The 17,354-nt window shown below is 67.4% G+C and carries 16 protein-coding genes; 8 read left to right on the forward strand and 8 right to left on the reverse strand.

What is annotated here, in order from left to right; translation table 11 throughout:
- Positions 1-22: 22 nt before the first annotated feature.
- The 5 genes from F6X51_RS24055 to F6X51_RS24075 all read right to left on the reverse strand — a co-directional run bounded on the left by F6X51_RS24055 (position 23) and on the right by F6X51_RS24075 (position 4,809).
- Positions 23-970 (reverse strand): NAD(P)-dependent oxidoreductase, encoded by a 948-nt coding sequence (locus F6X51_RS24055; RefSeq protein WP_150966254.1) that lies wholly within the window; start codon positions 968-970, stop codon positions 23-25.
- Positions 961-1,986, reverse strand: a complete 1,026-nt coding sequence (locus tag F6X51_RS24060) for a transketolase family protein (RefSeq protein ID WP_150966256.1) — start codon at positions 1,984-1,986, stop codon at positions 961-963. Before F6X51_RS24060 ends, F6X51_RS24055 begins: the two co-directional genes overlap by 10 nt.
- Positions 1,983-2,843, reverse strand: coding sequence for a transketolase (locus tag F6X51_RS24065; RefSeq protein ID WP_150966258.1), 861 nt, complete (start codon positions 2,841-2,843; stop codon positions 1,983-1,985). The genes F6X51_RS24060 and F6X51_RS24065 overlap by 4 nt, the downstream gene beginning before the upstream one ends.
- Positions 2,844-2,873: 30 nt before the next feature.
- Positions 2,874-3,623: an SDR family NAD(P)-dependent oxidoreductase gene (locus tag F6X51_RS24070; protein ID WP_150966260.1), complete on the reverse strand. Its 750-nt coding sequence runs from the start codon at positions 3,621-3,623 to the stop codon at positions 2,874-2,876.
- A 289-nt stretch (positions 3,624-3,912) separates the two neighbouring features.
- Complete coding sequence (locus F6X51_RS24075) at positions 3,913-4,809, reverse strand: LysR substrate-binding domain-containing protein (RefSeq protein ID WP_150966278.1); 897 nt, start codon at positions 4,807-4,809, stop codon at positions 3,913-3,915.
- A gap of 463 nt (positions 4,810-5,272) precedes the next feature.
- On the opposite strand from F6X51_RS24075, the gene F6X51_RS24080 reads away from it, so the two are divergent.
- Positions 5,273-6,583, forward strand: coding sequence for a M20/M25/M40 family metallo-hydrolase (locus F6X51_RS24080; RefSeq protein ID WP_210250338.1), 1,311 nt, complete (start codon positions 5,273-5,275; stop codon positions 6,581-6,583).
- Between the two features lie 511 nt (positions 6,584-7,094).
- Entirely contained in the window at positions 7,095-7,979 is an 885-nt protein-coding gene (locus F6X51_RS24085; protein ID WP_150966262.1) for an SGNH/GDSL hydrolase family protein, read from the forward strand.
- Between the two features lie 286 nt (positions 7,980-8,265).
- Here the strand turns inward: F6X51_RS24085 and F6X51_RS24095 are convergent, their stop codons facing one another.
- Positions 8,266-8,514, reverse strand: a complete 249-nt coding sequence (locus F6X51_RS24095; RefSeq protein WP_150966264.1) for a hypothetical protein — start codon at positions 8,512-8,514, stop codon at positions 8,266-8,268.
- A 223-nt stretch (positions 8,515-8,737) separates the two neighbouring features.
- Between F6X51_RS24095 and F6X51_RS24100 the strand changes: the two genes are divergently transcribed.
- On the forward strand, positions 8,738-10,357 hold the full coding sequence (locus F6X51_RS24100) for a methyl-accepting chemotaxis protein (protein WP_150966266.1): 1,620 nt from the start codon (positions 8,738-8,740) through the stop codon (positions 10,355-10,357).
- A gap of 699 nt (positions 10,358-11,056) precedes the next feature.
- A complete protein-coding gene (locus F6X51_RS24110; protein ID WP_210250339.1) occupies positions 11,057-12,496 on the forward strand; it encodes a GGDEF domain-containing protein in 1,440 nt (479 codons plus the stop codon).
- 304 nt (positions 12,497-12,800) lie between these two features.
- Here F6X51_RS24110 and F6X51_RS24115 read toward each other — a convergent pair whose 3' ends face one another.
- Positions 12,801-13,073: a hypothetical protein gene (locus tag F6X51_RS24115; protein WP_150966270.1), complete on the reverse strand. Its 273-nt coding sequence runs from the start codon at positions 13,071-13,073 to the stop codon at positions 12,801-12,803.
- 136 nt (positions 13,074-13,209) lie between these two features.
- Here F6X51_RS24115 and F6X51_RS28170 point away from each other — a divergent pair, with 136 nt between their 5' ends.
- Positions 13,210-13,362, forward strand: a complete 153-nt coding sequence (locus F6X51_RS28170) for a hypothetical protein (RefSeq protein ID WP_191970242.1) — start codon at positions 13,210-13,212, stop codon at positions 13,360-13,362.
- A 78-nt stretch (positions 13,363-13,440) separates the two neighbouring features.
- Here F6X51_RS28170 and F6X51_RS24120 read toward each other — a convergent pair whose 3' ends face one another.
- On the reverse strand, positions 13,441-13,707 hold the full coding sequence (locus F6X51_RS24120) for a hypothetical protein (protein WP_150966272.1): 267 nt from the start codon (positions 13,705-13,707) through the stop codon (positions 13,441-13,443).
- 119 nt (positions 13,708-13,826) lie between these two features.
- Here F6X51_RS24120 and F6X51_RS28175 point away from each other — a divergent pair, with 119 nt between their 5' ends.
- From F6X51_RS28175 to F6X51_RS24130, 3 genes are all read left to right on the forward strand, one after another.
- Positions 13,827-13,976 (forward strand): hypothetical protein, encoded by a 150-nt coding sequence (locus F6X51_RS28175; protein ID WP_191970243.1) that lies wholly within the window; start codon positions 13,827-13,829, stop codon positions 13,974-13,976.
- A gap of 1,996 nt (positions 13,977-15,972) precedes the next feature.
- Positions 15,973-16,209 carry a DUF6894 family protein gene (locus tag F6X51_RS29095; protein WP_407658673.1) on the forward strand — a complete coding sequence of 79 codons (237 nt, stop codon included), beginning with the start codon at positions 15,973-15,975 and terminating at the stop codon, positions 16,207-16,209.
- A 228-nt stretch (positions 16,210-16,437) separates the two neighbouring features.
- Positions 16,438-17,049 (forward strand): glutathione S-transferase family protein, encoded by a 612-nt coding sequence (locus F6X51_RS24130; protein ID WP_150966274.1) that lies wholly within the window; start codon positions 16,438-16,440, stop codon positions 17,047-17,049.
- Positions 17,050-17,354: the final 305 nt, after the last annotated feature.

A 17,354-nucleotide genomic window follows, 5' to 3' on the forward strand; every position in this document is an offset into this window, starting at 1 on the left:
GGCATTCGCGAAGATCGCGTTCCTACCCGGGCACTCCCGATCCGTCGGCGCGCACCGCGTCCCGCACGGGGGGCGCCCCGTTGAGGGCGCGGTAGGCGCGCACGACCTGGCTGTCGTCGCAGGCCCCGTCCCCGCGACCCGAGGTCGCGAGGAAGAGCTGGTGGGCGAGCGCGGCGAGCGGCAGCGCCGCCTTCGCCCCGCGGCCGGCCTCCAGCACGATGCCGAGATCCTTGACGAAGATGTCGACGGCGCTCGTGACCGGCGGCTCGGCCTCCAGCATCCGGGGACCGCGGTCGCGCAGCATCCAGCTCGACGCCGAGGAGCCGGACAGGATCTCCAGCATCGCCCCGCGGTCGACGCCGACACGCTCGGCGAGGCTCAGAGCCTCGGCGCTGGCGGCGATGTGGACCCCGCACAGGAGCTGGTTGACCGCCTTCGCGGTCGCGCCCTGGCCGGGCCGGCTGCCGACATGGAAGACCTTGTCGCCGAGGGCGTCGAGGATGGGACGGACCGCCGCGAGGGTCTCGGCGGGGGCAGCCGCCATGATGGTGAGCCGTGCCGCCTCCGCCCCGACGACGCCCCCGGAGACGGGCGCATCGACGAAGCGCCGGCCCGCCCGCTCCACGTGGCCGGCCAGGGCCTCGACCGCCGCCGGCGGGCAGGTCGCCATCAGGATCACGACCGCGTCCGGCGCGAGAGCCGCGAGCGCGCCGTCCCGGAGCAGGGCCGTCTCGGCCTGCTCCGCGTTGACGACCATCAGGACGATCGCTTCGGCGCCTCTCGCCGCCGCCGGGAGCGACCCGGGGGTCTCCGCACCGGTTGCGGCGAGGGCGGCGCGCGCCTCCGGCCGCAGGTCGTGGCCGCGCACCGGAAAGCCCGCGGCGACGAGATGGCGCGCCATCGGCAGCCCCATCGAGCCGAGCCCCACGAAGGCGACGCCCGGGCGGTGCGTGCGCGCGCTCAGAGCCATTCCCGGAGCCTTCGCGCCATGGCCTCCGTCGAGATCCCATACCGGTCGTGCAGGGTCGGCAGGGCGCCGGCGTCGAGGAACTCGTCGGGCAGGCCGACCTGCCGGAAGCCCGGAGGCACGGTCCCGTTCCGAAGAAGCAGGCCGGCCACGGCTTCGCCGAGGCCACCGATGACCGAGTGGTTCTCGGCCACCACCACGAGACGGCCGCCGCGGCCGGCCTCCCGCAGGATCGTGGCCTCGTCGAGGGGCTTGATCGTCGGCACATGCAGGACCGCCACGTCGACGCGGTCCTCCTCGAGGGCCTGCGCGACCTCGAGGGCCCGCATCGTCATCAACCCGGTGGAGATGATCAGCACGTCGCGGCCGTCGCGGATGGTCTTCGCCTTGCCGAGCTCGAATGTGTAGCCGTACTCATCGAGGACAAGGGGCACGTTCCCGCGCAGGAGCCGCAGGTAGACCGGCCCCTGATGCGCGACCATGGCCGGAACCACCTGCTCGATCTCGTGCGCGTCGCAGGCATCGATGATCGTCAGGTTGGGCATGCCGCGGAAGATCGCCACGTCCTCGGTCGCCTGGTGGCTCGGACCGTAGCCCGTCGTCAGGCCCGGCAGGGCGCAGGCGATCTTGACGTTGAGGTTCTCCTCCGCGATCGCGAGGCAGATGAAGTCGTAGGCCCGCCTCGCCGCGAACACCGCGTAGGTGGTCGCGAAGGGAACGAACCCCTCCCGCGCCAGGCCGGCGGCCGCGCTCATCAGGAGCTGCTCGGCCATCCCCATCTGGTAGAACCGGTCGGGATGCGCCTGCGCGAAGATGTGCAGGTCGGTGTACTTGCTCAGGTCGGCGCTCAGCCCGACGATATCGGGACGGGTCTGAGCAAGGCTGGCCAGGGCATGGCCAAAGGGCGCCGACTTGGTGCGCTGGCCGGGAGCCGCCAGCGAGGCGATCATCGCCGAGGTTTTCGGGCCGGCCCCCGTCCCCTCCGGACGGACAGGTCTCTCGTACTTCGAACGCCTCATTGCACCCTCCCCTCGTCCAGAACCGTCAGAGCCTCGCGCCACTCGGCTGCCTCGACGCGAAGGAAGTGATTGCGCTCGCGCTCCTCGAGGAACGGCACCCCCTTGGCCATCTTGGTGTCGCAGATCACGATGCGGGGGCACTGCCCCTCGTGGTTGCGGGCGGCATCGAAGGCCGCGACCAGGGCCTCGAGGTCGTTGCCGTCGACGCGCTGGACGAACCAGCCGAAGGCCTCGAATTTCGGCGCCAGCGGCTCGAAGTTGAGGACGCCGCGCGAGGGGCCGTCGGCCTGCATGCCGTTGACGTCGACGATGCCGATCAGGTTGTCGAGCTTGAACGCCGAGGCCGACATGGCGGCCTCCCAGGTCGAGCCCTCGTCGAGCTCGCCGTCGGAGAACAGGTTGTAGACGAAGGACTTGGCGCCCTTGCGCTTGAGCCCGAGGGCCCTGCCGACCGCGATCCCGAGGCCGTGGCCGAGCGATCCCCCGGTGATCTCCATGCCGGGCGTGTAGGCGGCCATGCCGGACATCGGCAGGCGGCTGTCGTCGCCGCCATAGCTCGTCAGCTCGTCCTCGGGGATGATCCCGGCCTCGATCAACGCGGCGTAGAGCGCGATGGCGTAGTGCCCGATCGAGAGCAGGAACCGGTCGCGCCCCTCCCATTCCGGATCCTCGGGGCGGTAGGTCAGGGCGTGGAAGTAGCTGACCGCGAGAACGTCCGCGATGCCGAGCGCCTGCGCGATGTAGCCCTGGCCCTGGACCTCGCCCATCAGCAGGGCGTGGCGGCGGATCCGGTAGGCTCGGTCAGCCAGGGAGACGTTCGACCGCTCCCGCGGCCGCAATTCCTGGTGGGTCTGCATGGTGTCGTCCTCCTCGTGAGCGCGATCCGTTCAGTGGATCAGCATGCCGCCGTTGACGTCGATCACCGCGCCGGTGACGTAGGCCGACAGGTCGCTGGCGAGGAAGAGGCAGGCCTTGGCCACGTCGTCCGCCACGCCGAGACGCCCGAGCGGGATGCCCTTGGCGATCTCCGCCCGAAGTTCGTCCGTGAGCTTGCCGCCCGTGATGTCGGTCTGGATGAGGCCGGGCGTGACGGAGTTCACCCGGATGCCGTCCGCTCCGAGTTCGCGGGCCATCGCCTTCGCGAGACCGAGGACGCCGGCCTTGGCGGCGCTGTAATGCGGGCCTCCGAAGATGCCTCCGCCGCGCTGGGCCGAGACGGAGGACATGCACACGATCGAGCCGGAGCGCTGCGCACGCATCGCCGGGATCACCGCCTGGCTCATGTAGAGGGTACCGCGTAGGCTCACGTCGGTGACGGCCTCGTAATGGGCCGCCTCGATCTCCATCAGCTTCAGGGGCTGCGTGATGCCGGCGTTGTTCACGAGGACGTCGACACGCCCGAGATGCCCGAGCACCTCCTCGGCCGCGGCCCGGCAGGCCGCCTTGTCGGTGACGTCGCAGGCGAGGCCGAGATGGCCGGCCCCGAGGTCGCGGGCGGCCGCCTCCGCCTGACCGACGTCCAGATCGAGGATGACCACGCGGCCGCCCTGTTCGGCGAACGACCGCGCCGTTGCCTTGCCGATGCCGCGCGCGGAGGCCGCGCCGGTGATCACACAGATTCTGTCCTTCAGAAGCATGGCTGTCTCCCTGCGGCCCGCGGCGCATGGCCGTTCCGGGATTCCGCTCAATCCGAGATGGGAGATTCGGCTCAGGCGCCGGGCGCTGCCTCAGCCCCGGCGTGATGCCCCTTCAACCGTCCGCGAACAGGCCAGGGGCCGGGCGGGGGTCGGGTCGTTTCCTCTCATCTCGTTGCCCGGGAAGGTGCCGCGTTCTCGCCATGCGGGCAAACGCGCATATTTCAGAGGTCGATGAATCCGATTCATCTCGCGCCCAGATTTTTCGCGCCTCGGGCGAGACTCGATGAATTCACGCAATCTCGGCGGGAAGATCCGTGCCGAGCTCCGCCGCGAGCCAGCGCGCGAAGACGCGCAGCGGCATCCGCCGCCGGGCCACCGCCGGGAAGACCAGGTGATGACCGTTGTAGCGCACGTTCGTGGCGCGGTCCGCCAGCGGCGCGACCAGCCGGCCGCTCGCCAGTTCGCGCTCCGCCAGCAGGGTCGATTCCAACGCGACGCCGAGGCCGTCCGCCGCCGCCGAGATCGCCAGGAAGCTGCGATCGAACCGGAGCCCGGCCAGGGGCGCGGCGGGCAGGTTGTTGCGCTCGAACCAGAGCGGCCATCGCACGAGCTTGTTGTCGCTCTGGATCAGCGCGTGCTCGAACAGATCCGCCGGCGCCTTGATGCGCGCCGCACGCTCCGGATTGCACAGCGGGGTGACGGTCTCATGCCCCAGCGGCATGACGATGAGCCCCTCGCCGCGCGGCGGCCCGTAGACGATGTCGGCGTCGAACTCGTCGGTGATGAACCGCGCGTAATCCATGCCGGCGGCCAGTCTCACCTCGACGCCCGGATGCTCGGCGAAGAAGCGGGTGAGTTTCGGCGTCAGCCATTGCGCCGCAAAGCTCGGCGCGCAGTGAAGCCGCAGGAGCTGGGGCGCTCGGGTCGCGACGAGATCGAAGCCCCGGCTCATCTCCTCGAAGGCCCGGCTGACATGATCGAGCAGCGCCTCGCCGGCCGCGGTCAGGCCGATCCTGTTGCCCTCGCGCTCGAACAGGGCGACGCCGAGGGCCTGTTCGAGCTTGCGCACGGCGTGACTGACGGCGCTTGCCGTCAGGTTCAGCTCACTCGCAGCCGCCTTGAACGAGCGCCGCCGTGCTGCGGCCTCGAACGTGCGGACGGCGGAGAGCGGAACGGGTGGGCGCATCGCACGCACGATGAGCCGGGCCACCGACCTCTGACAACAACCCGTCGGCCAACGCCCCACAGAGAACCTGCCGGACGCCCGCTTTCCCGCCGGACGCGACCGTCTGGACCGTGCGCATGGCACTCGTTGGGGGCTTGCCCACCATTCGATGTCGTCCGGGCTGGCCGCGTCGGCGCCATGCAGGACACCGGTGCCGCCCCTGATGGGCACCGCGACGGCCGGTCTCCCGAATCGATGACCCGGATCGTCCGTCGATCCGAAGCGGTCCGCGTGCCCGGAGCTCCCAAGTCGCGTCGCAGCGCGAGCGCCGTAAACCGCGCCGCGCGAGGTGTGGTTTATGCTGATCACATGGACAGGTTGCAGTTCGGGCGTCCGCAGGCGTGTTATGCCGATCGTCGGCAGCTGGACCGGCGCGGCCGCTCTCGACCGGCCAGGGTCGTGCCGGCGATGGAGACGTGACGCGATGAAGAACGGCCTCTCTTCGATGGCGGTGTGGGCTGCCCTGCTGGTCGGCCCGGCGGCTGCCCAGGCCCCGGCCGCGTCGCGGACCGACGTGACGTCGGCCGTCGACAGGGTCGCGTCGAGTGACCGTGTCAGGGCGGCGGTGCGGCATGTCGGCGAGGGGTACGACCGCCTCGTCGAGGAGATCGTCACCCTGACGGAGATCCCCGCCCCACCGTTCCACGAGGCCGCACGCGCACAGGCGTTCCTGGGGATGCTGAAGGAGAGCGGGATCCGGGACGCCGCGATCGACGAGGAAGGGAACGTGGTCGGGCTGCGCAGGGGCAGCGGCAACGGCCCGCTGCTCGTGATCTCGTCGCACCTCGATACCGTGTTTCCGGAGGGTACGAACGTCAAGGTGCGGCGCGAAGGCACCAAGCTGCATGCGCCGGGCGTGGGCGATGCCTCGCGCTACCTGGCCATCCTGCTCGCGATGGTGCGGGCCCTCGATGCGGCCGAGATTCAGACCGAGAGCGACATCCTGTTCGTCGCGACCGTCGGCGAGGAAGGGCTCGGCGACCTGCGCGGGGTGAAGCACCTCTTCACCAAGGGCGCCTACAAGGACCGGATCAAGGCCTTCATCTCGCTGGATATCCTGTCGACCGAGGGCAACGACGACGACAAGATCAACAACGGCGCGCTGGGCAGCAAGCGCTACCGGGTCACGTTCAAGGGGCCGGGCGGGCACAGCTTCCAGGCCTTCGGCCTCGTCAACCCGGCCTTCGCGATGGGCAGCGCGATCCGGACGTTCTCGGAGATCAAGGTCCCGGCCGACCCCAAGACGACCTTCAATGTCGGCGTCCTGGGCGGCGGCACGTCGGTCAACGCGATCCCGTTCGAGACCTGGATGGACATCGACATGCGATCCGCATCGCCGGACAGGCTCGATGCCCTGACGGAGGACTTCAAGTCGGCGATGCTGACCGGGGCGGCCGAAGAGAACGCCCGGCGCTCGACCAAGGACGGGCCGATCACCGTCGACCTGAAGCTCATCGGCGACAGGCCCTCCGGCCTCACCGCCGTCGAGCAACCCCTGGTCGAGATCGCCAGCGCCGTGATGCGCAGGAGCGGCCTCACCCCGAGCTACAGGACCACCAGCACCGACGCGAACATCCCGATCAGCCTGGGCATTCCGGCGATCACCATCGCGGCCGGAGGCAATGGCAGCGGCTATCACAGCCTCGGGGAATGGACCGACGTGGACAAAGCACCGAGCGTCAAGGGCATCGAAACCGCGCTGATCGTGCTGTTGACCGCCGCCAAGATGCGATAGGCGGCGTTGACGTCAGCGGGCTCTCTCCGGGCGGATGCTGTGCGGAGCAGATTGCGTCCGGCCATCGCGATCGAAGACTGTCGGGCTGAAGTCTTCAGGGAACGCCGAACCTTGAGCGGAAGTCAGGGCGAAGCCCTGCTGGAGCACTCATTCCAGATGCCGGGTCGCCGGAGGACGCGAGCGACGGCACGAAGCTTGTCTATTACGGGTTTCTTCCTGCCGAGCTGATCTATCGTGCAAAATCTGATTGCGAATTGGCAGGCTTTCGCATACACACCACGCATCGCAGCAGCAGTGATTCGACAGTGTTGTCGAGAACAGCCAACGCAACGCGGCGGCTGAGACCAAGCCGGTCGTCTGCAACCCTGCAAACCTGAACCCCTCCGCGCCTCCTTCGAGCAGCGCAGCGCCTGCGCCTCCTCCGATGCGAGCCCGCGAGACCTTGATGCGCGCGCAGCCGACGCCGCAGCTCAGGGTGCGATCGGTCGGCTCTTGCTTCGGAAGCTCGACGATGCTGCGAACCGTCCAAGATGGTCGTGCCAAGGTTCTGCTCGCCCTCGGCCGCGGCTGGCGCCGGGCGGCCTGCGGCGCCGCATTCCTGGCGGGCTTGAGCCTGTCCTCGACGGCCGTCCTCGCCTACGCCGACCTCCTGCCGCCCAATTTCCTGCCGCCCGATCTCGGCCGCACGCTCGCCGCATACACGGTCCCCGAGTCCCTGCCCGACCGCGCATCCGGCCTTCCGCACCTGGCGGAGCGCGTCGCCTCGGGCGATCCGGTGCGGATCGTCGCGTTCGGCTCCTCATCGACGGAGGGCATCGGTGCGAGTTCACCCCGCGCGGCCTATCCGGCCCGCCTGGAGGCCGCGCTGCGGCGTGCCCTGCCGCAGCGCGTCGGCGGCATCTCCGTGCTGAACCGCGGCATCGGCGGCGAGCACGTGGACGACATGCTGCGACGCCTCGACCGCGACGTGCTCGCGGCTCAGCCCCAGCTCGTGATCTGGCAGACCGGCAGCAACGATCCGTTGCGCGGCATCGCGCTCGATCATTTCCGCGAGGCGACGATCCGCGGCATCGAGCGAATGCGGGAGGCCGGCATCGAGGTCGTACTCATGGAGCCGCAATGGTGCCCGAAGCTCGACGCCACGCCGGGCTCCTACCGCTTCCGTGACGCCGTGCGCGACATCGGCGCGGCGCTGGACGTGCCGGTCATCCGGCGCTCGGACCTGATGCGGGGATGGATCGCGGATGGTCGGTTGACCCGGTCCCAGCTCTTCGCGGCGGACGGCCTGCACATGGCCGATGACGGCTACGAGATGCTCGCCCAGGCCGCGAGCAGGCAGTTGCTGCGCGCGACGGGCAGCCTGACCGTTGCCGATGCCGGCGCCTCGCAGGACTAGAGGCTGTTCCGAACTGCCGCGAAGTCGGCAGCCCTGCGTAGGAGCCCGGCCTACCCGCTCGCCACGCCGGCGATCCGAGCCAAAGACACGCCGGACGACAAGGTCTCGCTGCAGGTCGGCCTCTTCGACGGGGATCCGGCCGGCGCGATCCGATGGGGCACGGGATCCAAGAATGCCGTGGTTCTTGGAGCGCGCGCGACCGTGCAGTACTGAGATGTCAAGGAGGTCGACCGGACTCGCCCTTGTACTGGGCAATGAGAAAATTGCCCGGCTTTCCAAAGACTGTTTATCGATCCGCGCCGAATAGCTCGGGGATTGACCCATCGCATTCGTCAGCCAAGGCCGCGACCCTGCCCTGTAGTTCAAGCGCCTTGACCCGATGATACTGAGCGCGTGAACGCAAGATGGCGGCGGCATCCGTCGCCCCTCTCGTCTCGAAGGCCGCGGCCGCTTCGGAGAATTCGTGAGCCATGGCCCTGTCGAGGGCGATGCCCGCGATCATGACCATCATCAACTCCTTGGTCTCATCGGACATCGCCGCCCCTCGATGCGGAAGTGGCTATCGACCAGCCGTCGATCTCGCAACCCTGGGACATGCGCAACCGAGGAAGGTGCCTGGAGGGGCGGGCTTGGGCTGAGGAAAGGACGCACCGCCGGCACCACGATTTGCCTCCGGTACAGGCGTCCAGCTAAAGCGCAGGACCCGCTTGACCGTGCTGCTCAGCGCTGTCTGCAGGTCTGAGCAGGAGAGACCCCGCATGCCGAATTCATTTGGCCTCAATCGCTCGCTCGGCGGAGCCATTGGCGCCATTGCGGTGGTGTCCGTTCTCAGCGGCGGAGCGGTTCTCGTCACTCTCAATCATCTCCGTGAGGCTACGGAAGCACGCGGTCGATCAAGCCAGGTCATTCGTACCATCGGTGAACTCCGCACCACCATGCTCAACCAGGAGACCGGGCTGCGTGGCTACCTGATCACCGGGCGCATGAGCAGCCTGGAACCCTACCAATCGGGGCGCCCGGCCCTGGATGGGGCGATCAATCGTCTCAGTGCACTGGTCGGCACCGATACCGAGGCGTCGCACCTGCTGGCCGATGCCGTGGCGGCGGCTCGCACCTGGCAGGCCGACATCGCCGAAACTGCCATTCGGGGAGCGGCTGACCCGGCGACTCGACCAGAAGCGATCCGCGTCGAGGCGGACGGATCAGGCAAGCAACTGTTCGACACCTTCCGCCAGAAGCTGGCGGCCATCGAGACCGTGGAGGAGAGCAACCGCCTGACGCAGAACGAGCGTCTCCTGAATGCTGAGCGCAATGCGAACCTCGCTCTTTGGCTCGGCACCCTCCTGACGCTCCTGATCTGCGCTGGGATCGGGCTCGCCATCAATCGCCTGATCGTCCGGCCGCTCCTCGGCGTGATGGCCTTCGTCGAAAGGGTCGGCTCAGGCAATCTTTCCCAAACCCTCGATGCGCGGAGCAGCAACGAGATCGGGCGCCTCGGGCGCACCCTCAACGGCATGGTGGCGGGGCTCGCCGACCTCGCCCGCACCAACCGGGCCGCCACAAACGATCTCAGCGCTGCGGCAGCCGAGATCCGCGCTGCGGCTCAGGAACAGGCAGCCAGCGTCGAGGAGCAGTTCGCCGCCGTGCAGGAGACCGCCGCGACGGTGGACGAGATCGCGCATTCGGGCGTGCAAACCATCAAGCGCGCCAACGAGGTCATCGCGACAGCACAAGCTACCACCCAAACCGCGCGGGCGGGGTTGCGTGCGGCAAACGATACCGCCAAGGCGATGGACGCGATCCGCGAGCAGGGCGAGCAGGTTGCGGGCAACATCGTGGCGCTTTCCGAGAAGACGCAGATCATCGGCGAGATCATCACCACGGTGAACGACATCTCGGAGCGCACCCACCTCCTGGCGCTCAACGCCGCCATCGAGGCCGCGGCGGCGGGCGAGGGCGGGCGCAGCTTCGCGGTGGTCGCCTCGGAGATGAAGCTGCTGGCCGACCAGGCCAAGGGCGCCACCGCCCAGGTCCGCACCATCCTGGGCGAGATCCAGCGGGGCATCAACTCGTCGGTGATGCTGACCGAGGAGGCGGTCAAGCGTGCTGCGACCGGCAAGACCCGGACGGACGCAACTGTGCGCACGATCGAGGAGATGGCCTCGCGAGTGGAAGAAAGCGCGCAGACCTTCCAGCAGGTTGTCGCCTCGACGAACCAGCAGCAGCTCGGCATCGAGCAGGTGACGGGCGCGTTGCAGAACATCCGGCAGGCGAGCCAGCAGACGGCCGCCGGCACCCGCGAAGTCGAGACCGCTTCGGCCAACCTTACCGAGCTGTCGCAAGGGCTGCTGGCACTTGCCGAGCGATACCGGCTCTGAGCAGCGCGCTGCGCCCCCATGACATCCGGCGCGCGCACCGCTTCTTCCACGCCATCGACTGGCCCCAGCTCTCGGCCGTGATCCGGTTCCGGACGGCAGGGGATTGCCCTGAGGGATGCGGACGTCCGCATGCGGCAGGTGCCACAGCGCGGTGATGGCCGCCGGTGGGACGCGGCTGCTGACACGTGGCGCGATGGACAGGGGCAGGCGCTCAGGGCGCTTCCGTTCGCCGAGGAAGTGGCCGGAGTCCCGATATCGAAGATGGTGTTAGCGACCGCCTACCGGGACCATGCCACCCCGAACAACCCGGATGCCGACCTCGCGGCCTTCTGCCAACGCCGTCGCATGCTGCACGACCGGCCTGAGCAACGGCGGCGACGGTGGGTCGCAATGTTCCGCAGGAAAGCTCTGGGCGACCCGTTGGGCGGGCCCCAATCATAGTTCGCGGCAAGCTCCAGGCTTTCGACAAAATCCCCGATGGTAAATGTTTACCTCACCTCGGGATTCGATTGCGGACAGTCGACTTAGCAAGGCTTTGAACAATTTGGCGCACTACAACGCAGATCGGTGAGATCGAGATCTGTCCCGATGCCTGCGCGTAGAACCCATAGGCCGACCTTCCGGTGGACGCATTCCGCTGCGTGGCTGAGCGTTCTCAGCGTCCTGGCCGTGGTTGGTCTATGCGCCGTGTCGGGCTTCATGCTCTGGCAGATGCGCCTCGACGCTGCTCGGCGCAGCGAGATCACCTCCCACAGCCTCATCCAGGTTCTGGGGCGCGACATCGCCCGCAACATCGAACTCTACGATCTCTCGCTGCGGGCCGTGGTCGACGGCATGAAGCGGCCGGACGTGGCCGACCTCAGCCCCGAGCTTCGTCACATGCTTCTGTTCGACCGTGCTGCCACCGCGCTCGGCTACGGCAGCATCGTCGTGCTCGACGCAGTCGGGAACGTCGTCACCTCCTCGCAATCGGCCATCCCGCCGGCCTTCAACAGCGCTGACCGCGAATATTTCCGCTACTTCGCCACGCACGCTGACGACGAGTTGCACGTCAGCCCCCCGTCCATCTCACGCCTGAGCGGACAGTGGGTGATCATGCTCAGCCGCCGCATCTCGAACCCGGACGGCTCGTTCGCCGGTGTCGTCGCTGGCGCGATCTTCCTGGATTATTTCCGAGGTCTCTTCACCGCTGCCGGCGCCGACCATGCAGGAACCGTGACGCTGTACGGCCCTGGTGGCACGGTGGCGATGCGCGAGCCGTTCGATCCGCGCCAGATCGGTACCAGCGTGGCTGACACCGAGAGCTACCAAGAGATCCTGAAGGCCAAGAGCGGCAGCTTCGTGGGTCCGGCCATGCTGGGTGAGGGCAACCGCCACTTCGCCTTCGCGCATATCGGTGACTATCCCCTGCAGCTCAGCGCGGCCGTGCCGCCGGGAGAGATCTACGCCGACTGGCAGCGCAAGGCGCTCGGCCTCGGCAGCGTCGTGCTCTGCCTCTGCGGCGTGACGGTGCTGCTGACCTGGCTGTTCGGGCGCGAGTTGACGCAGCGCCGCCGGGCCGAAGAGGCGACGGCGGAACTGAACGTTGAGCTGGCACAACTGGCCACCACGGATGCGCTCACCGGCCTGGCCAATCGGCGACGGTTCGACGAGGTCCTGGGGCAGGAATGGCGGCGCTCCGTGCGCTCACAGCAGCCGTTGTCGCTGCTCATCCTCGACGCTGACTGCTTCAAGGGCTTCAACGACCGCTACGGGCACCAGCAGGGTGACGAAGCGCTGAAGCTGATCGCTCGATCGATCGAGGCGGCAACCGACGACAGCCACGACATCGCTTGCCGGATCGGTGGCGAGGAGTTCGCCGTCGTCCTGCCGGATACGGACATCAAGGGAGCTCTGGTCGTCGCGGATCGCATCCGCGACGCAGTCGCTGGTTGGAAGGTTCCGCATGAGGCGAGTCCCCATGGCGTCCTCACAGTGAGTTGCGGCTTGGCGCAGATCCCGATGACACCGGCGGTCGATCCTGCGGCACTCGTCACAGCAGCGGATAAGGCGCTCTACGAAGCCAAGCGCTTGGGACGCGACCGGGTTAGCGTTGCAGGCCTCAGGGCTTTGCATCTGCGACTGGCGTCCGTGCAATAGCCGCACGGCAGCTCATTCGCAGCGAGAAATAAGGTATCGGATACCGTGGGGGCCCCCGGGGGCGCGCCGGCCTATCCCGCTTTCGACCCGGTCGCGGATGAGGGCCGCGCGCTGCGCATCCTGAACGGCGTGCCGACCTGAGGAAAAGCGGCGGCCGGGGCAGGCCGCCGTCAGTGGGAGGGTTTTGGGAGCCGCGAGGAAGCTGAAGCGGCCCCGCTTCTTGGGTACGTCCGTCCGCCAAGCTCAGCCAATCACGCCCGCGCGATTATGGTTTCCGGCTGTTTCCGGCGCGGAGGCCGCTGGTTCAGGAGCGCGAGAACGCTTCGAACGCCGCCACCAGACGCCCCGCTTCCTCGGCGTAGGCCTTCCACGCAGGCTCATCGACCGATCGCTCGAACGTCACGCCTTCGGGGGTCAGGACCGGCTCGACGCGCTCGGTCGGCACCGGCTGATCAGGATCGTGGCCGGCATACCGGCACAGGGCGCGGGCGACGCGCTCCACCGGATCGCTCGACGGCAGATGCCGCCAATCCAGCCGGATCACGTTGTCGTCCTCGCTCGGCCCGTCGTCGGTCATCGCCGTTCCTCGCGCACAGCCTACCCGAGGCGCCGCACGTCTTCTGCCGCTGGCAGGTGATGAATGCGCGCACCGCTCACTCCGCTCGCCGTCCCGCCGCAGGGACGGCCGGGCACACCCGGCGGGCCCGGTCATCATGCATACGGTCGAGGCCGCCGGCACCCGCGACGACGGCTTCCGGCTCTCGGGCCTGACGCTGAACGCCGACGAGACCATCGCGGTTGCGGGGGTGGTGCGGAGATCGCGCATTCTGCCGGCCTCGCTCGTGACGCTCCTGGCCAACCGATAAGTCACGCTCCAGGCGACCCCGACCGCCCTCACGCTGCACCTCAGCGCCCAGGAGGGCGACCGAGCCGGCGCGATCGCGTCAGCAGCCGATGCAGATGTGCGGATTCCAGGGCTTGTCCATCGTCGAAGCGAGCAGGCCACGTCGTGACGCATCTGCCGCCACGCCCAATTCCGGCAGTCTCGCTTCAGGCGAAGGCTGCAATCCAGCCGGGCGCTTCTGATTCAGGACCGTTTCTTGGTGCGCAGATCCGGTCAGGCCGTCCATCTGATCGACTTCAGCCGAGACCGCGACGCCGCCGCAGAGACCGATCGCAACACCGAAGCACACGGCACGAAGCGTCATCATGGGAACACCTGAAAGCGCAGAGATGCGGCAAGAAAAGAATTAGTCCGTCTGGTTCTAATGCAAATACATCTTTCGTGCCTGCGGGACTAATCAACATTCCTTCGGTTTCCGGCGCGTCCATGCTCCTCCCGGCCATCGCCTGCGCAGCCTTCGCGCTGATCCTGTTCGTCTGCGCCACCCTACTGTCGGGGCGCGCGCTGAGCGAGGGCGAGCGGTTCGGCGGGGTCGTTGCTGCCATCGTGGGCGCCAGGCCTTCCTGCCGGGGTTGATGAGCGGCCTCGCGTTCTGGGCGGTCGACCGCGATCTGTGGGCTGAGCCGGAAACAGTCCGTCCGATTGCCTCCTGCGGGATGACGTCACCGTCTGCCCGCCCAGTCCGCTCGCGTAACCATACTCAAGCGATTCCCTCGACACACTCAACTGTGCGTGTTTTCACGATCGATGTTGGAGTGCTCCTGAGATGTGGATCCGGGTTGTTGCGTGCATCGCGGTGTCGCTGCTCGCGGGCTGTAGCTCGCTGCCTGGGCGCGGCGAGTTCTTCATGACCGAGGTCGATCTTGCTGCGAAGGACGATGCGATTTGCCGAGCGCAAGGCGCTGGGTCCGGACATGAAGCCTATCTTCAATGCCGGGCGAGCGTCGACGATCGGCGTCAAGCCTATCGAATGCGCCGCCTTTCCGCGGTCAGTTGCACAGGCTCGACTGACGGAACGCGCACGAACTGCTTCTAAGGCTGGTTCGCCGACCGCGATCGACGTGGATGGCATGGCGTCACGTCCCGGAGAGCAACTCGGAAGCCTTTCAGTCCGCCCGGTTCACCGCGGCGGCTTCTTTGTGCGCTCCGCACCGGACCTATGATCGGTTTTCCCGATCCATGTTGTGGCATGGTGGGGTGGTCGGCTCGCGACGGCCGACATGGCTCCGTCGGCTCCCCTGACTCCCCCTCAAGTCGCTGACGGGGCCAGCTTGCCCTTACACTCCACCCCGCAGCCTCAAGCGCGGGGCTCCTTGTGCGTTTGGCGCTTCACGTTTGGAGAAGCGCGGGATGCCTGCCGGATCAACGATCGTTGGGTCAGGTCCATCAATCTGGCACGGCCCGCTGGCACAGGGTCCGAGGTGGTGCCTGCGAGCCTCCTATCGCGTTGACATCGCACGCGCACTCAGCCCCCGCAGCCCAGGCTCGCGGGGACTTTTATTTCCAGCCCCGTCTCACCTGCGACGGTGTCAGGTCTGCCGCGAGCGCGCAGGATGACGCTGTTGGGTGCTGCCCACCTGACATGGCCTCACCGACAATGATTCTCTCCCCCTCAGCACGTGTTGGCGGAGCCACTCTGCTTCTGCCCGTGCACTCAGCCCCGCAGCCTCACGGCTTGCGGGGCCGTTCGTTGGTGGAGTAGCAAGCGGCTTAGCGGAATTAACGAGCGTCAATGCTCAGGCGTCACTGCAGGGGCACCAAAGGATGCGATTCGAACGCCTTCGGGGAGCCTTGAATTCAGCAGAGAGCTCGACTTTTCGGCGCGCGCGGGTTTCATCTGAAACGCCGGGAGAACTCGAGGCTCGGAGATGCCGCCTCGGCGAGGAATGGCTCGCGAGAGAACAGGAAGGTGGCGGCAAAGCGGTGCGCTTGCTGCTCGATCAGCTTGTGCAGCAGAAGGTCACGTTCTGAGGTCGGGTGACACCTGCGTGGAGAACGATGTGCCCAATCTCATGGGCACGATCGTAGCGAGCGGGGGGCGCAGCTGATTTGGCACGTGTTGACGCCTACGAACGACCGAGCCAGCGACTTCGATCTGAAGCAAAAGCCGTCCTGCTTGTCCGAAACAAGATCGAGCATCACCACCGGGATTCCGGTATTCTCGAGCGCCAGAACCACGCCGGGCCCAGCCCAATTGTGGGATTGCCTCCATTGTCACCGTGAACCCGACGCACGTCCGGCTTGCGCAGCCGCTGGATGGCCTCAGCCGTGATCTGCAGGCTGATCGAGGGCAGTTTGTCCGAGCGATTGATCGCGAACCGGCTCTTCAGCGGGAGCCCGTCACAAAAGCGCTCCGAGACACCCTCGCCCCGTTCGACCCCTACGATTGGCGATCGCCTACCTCGGCACTGAACAGCGTTGCCCGCCGGCCCCCACCGCACCGGCTTCGTCATGTCTGGACCGGGCGGCGATGCCACCCATTCCTGTGCGGCGGCCGAAACTTCCCGCGAGTTTCCGCCGTACCGGTTCCGCTTGAGAGGCGCAGGCCTCTCGCATAGCGAGGGGGGCCTCAATGCCGCGGTACTATTTCGATCTCTACGCGGGAGGGCGGACCATACGAGACGATTGCGGAACCGAGCTTCCAGACCTTAAGCAGGCTGGCGAGAGAGCGATCGGTGCCCTGGCCGACCATGCACAAGCCTCCAGCCCGAACGCTCCGTTTGCGGGCAGTGTCACCGTGCGAGATGCGGATGGGGGCAAACTTATGACGGCGGACATGTTGCTCAGATCGGAACGCCGTCAGGCCTGAATGCGGGCGGCCGGAGGGCAGCGCGGGCATCTTGGCAGCCCGCAAGGCGCTCGATCTCCGCGATGGCGCCGTGCAGGGCCTGAGCCGAGGCCCCGTAGCGCTGGAACTTCCGGAAGCGGTACACGGTACGCAAAGGCAAGCAGCTAAAAATAACGATCACGATCTGTCGGATTGTGTCGATCTGGCCCGTCCTTGGGCCAGGACTATGAACCGACCAAGGATCCAAGAGTGATCACCATCTACAATTTCAACCACGGCGTCCGCGGCATCCGCGTGGCTTGGCAGTGCGAGGAGATGGGGTTGGCCTACAATCCCGTCGGCTTCAATTTTCCCGTGCCGGCCGAGTTCCGCGCCAAGCACCCGCTGGGTGTCCTGCCGTTCTTGGAAGACGAGGGGGGCGTCGCCGTCGGAGAGTCGGTCGCTCAGATGCTCTACATCACCCAGCGCTATGGTCCCACGCCCCTGCTGCCGATTGAGCCGGCTGCCATGGCTCGGGTGCTGCAGCTCACCGTTGCCAGCGAGGCGTCACTGGGCGGACTGATGAACCCGATGATGGGCACGAAATTCGCCGCTCCTGCTGATCTCAAGTCCAACTGGACCGACGGATACTGCCATGCGCGCGTCACTGAAGTGCTGGGTTACGTCGAGGGTGTGCTGGGCGAACGGGAATACCTCGTGGGCGACGGCCTTAGCCTGGCCGACCTTGCCATCTCGACGGCGCTCGGTGTGTGGCAGGGAGCACTGGGCCAGCAGGTCCCTCCGGGCTTGGCGGCCCACCGCAAACGCATGCAGGCGCGGCCCACCTATCAGAAGGCTGTCACCGCGTTTGGGGTCGAATGAATTCGCGCTGCGACTTCCATCAAGCCATCGCATTGTTACAACGCGCCGGGCCACATCCGGCGCGGCGCAGTCATGATCCGCAAGGGCATTGAGGGATAGCCACGCTCGGCGTGAAGGATTGCCATCACCAGGTGAGACGCCGGCCGCGCTCCGACGCGATGGCGTGCGGAGGGCCGAAGTCACGTGGTGATCCGCCCCCACAGGAGTGGTCCGGCCTTTAAGTATGGCTTTGAGCCTGATGGAGTTGACCCGATTTGTGGTCCACCACCTATGCAAGTTCTCGGGCTGTGACAGCTTGGTTGGCG

The sequence above is a fragment of the Methylobacterium planeticum genome (assembly GCF_008806345.1).
Taxonomy (GTDB): Bacteria; Pseudomonadota; Alphaproteobacteria; order Rhizobiales; family Beijerinckiaceae; genus Methylobacterium; species Methylobacterium planeticum.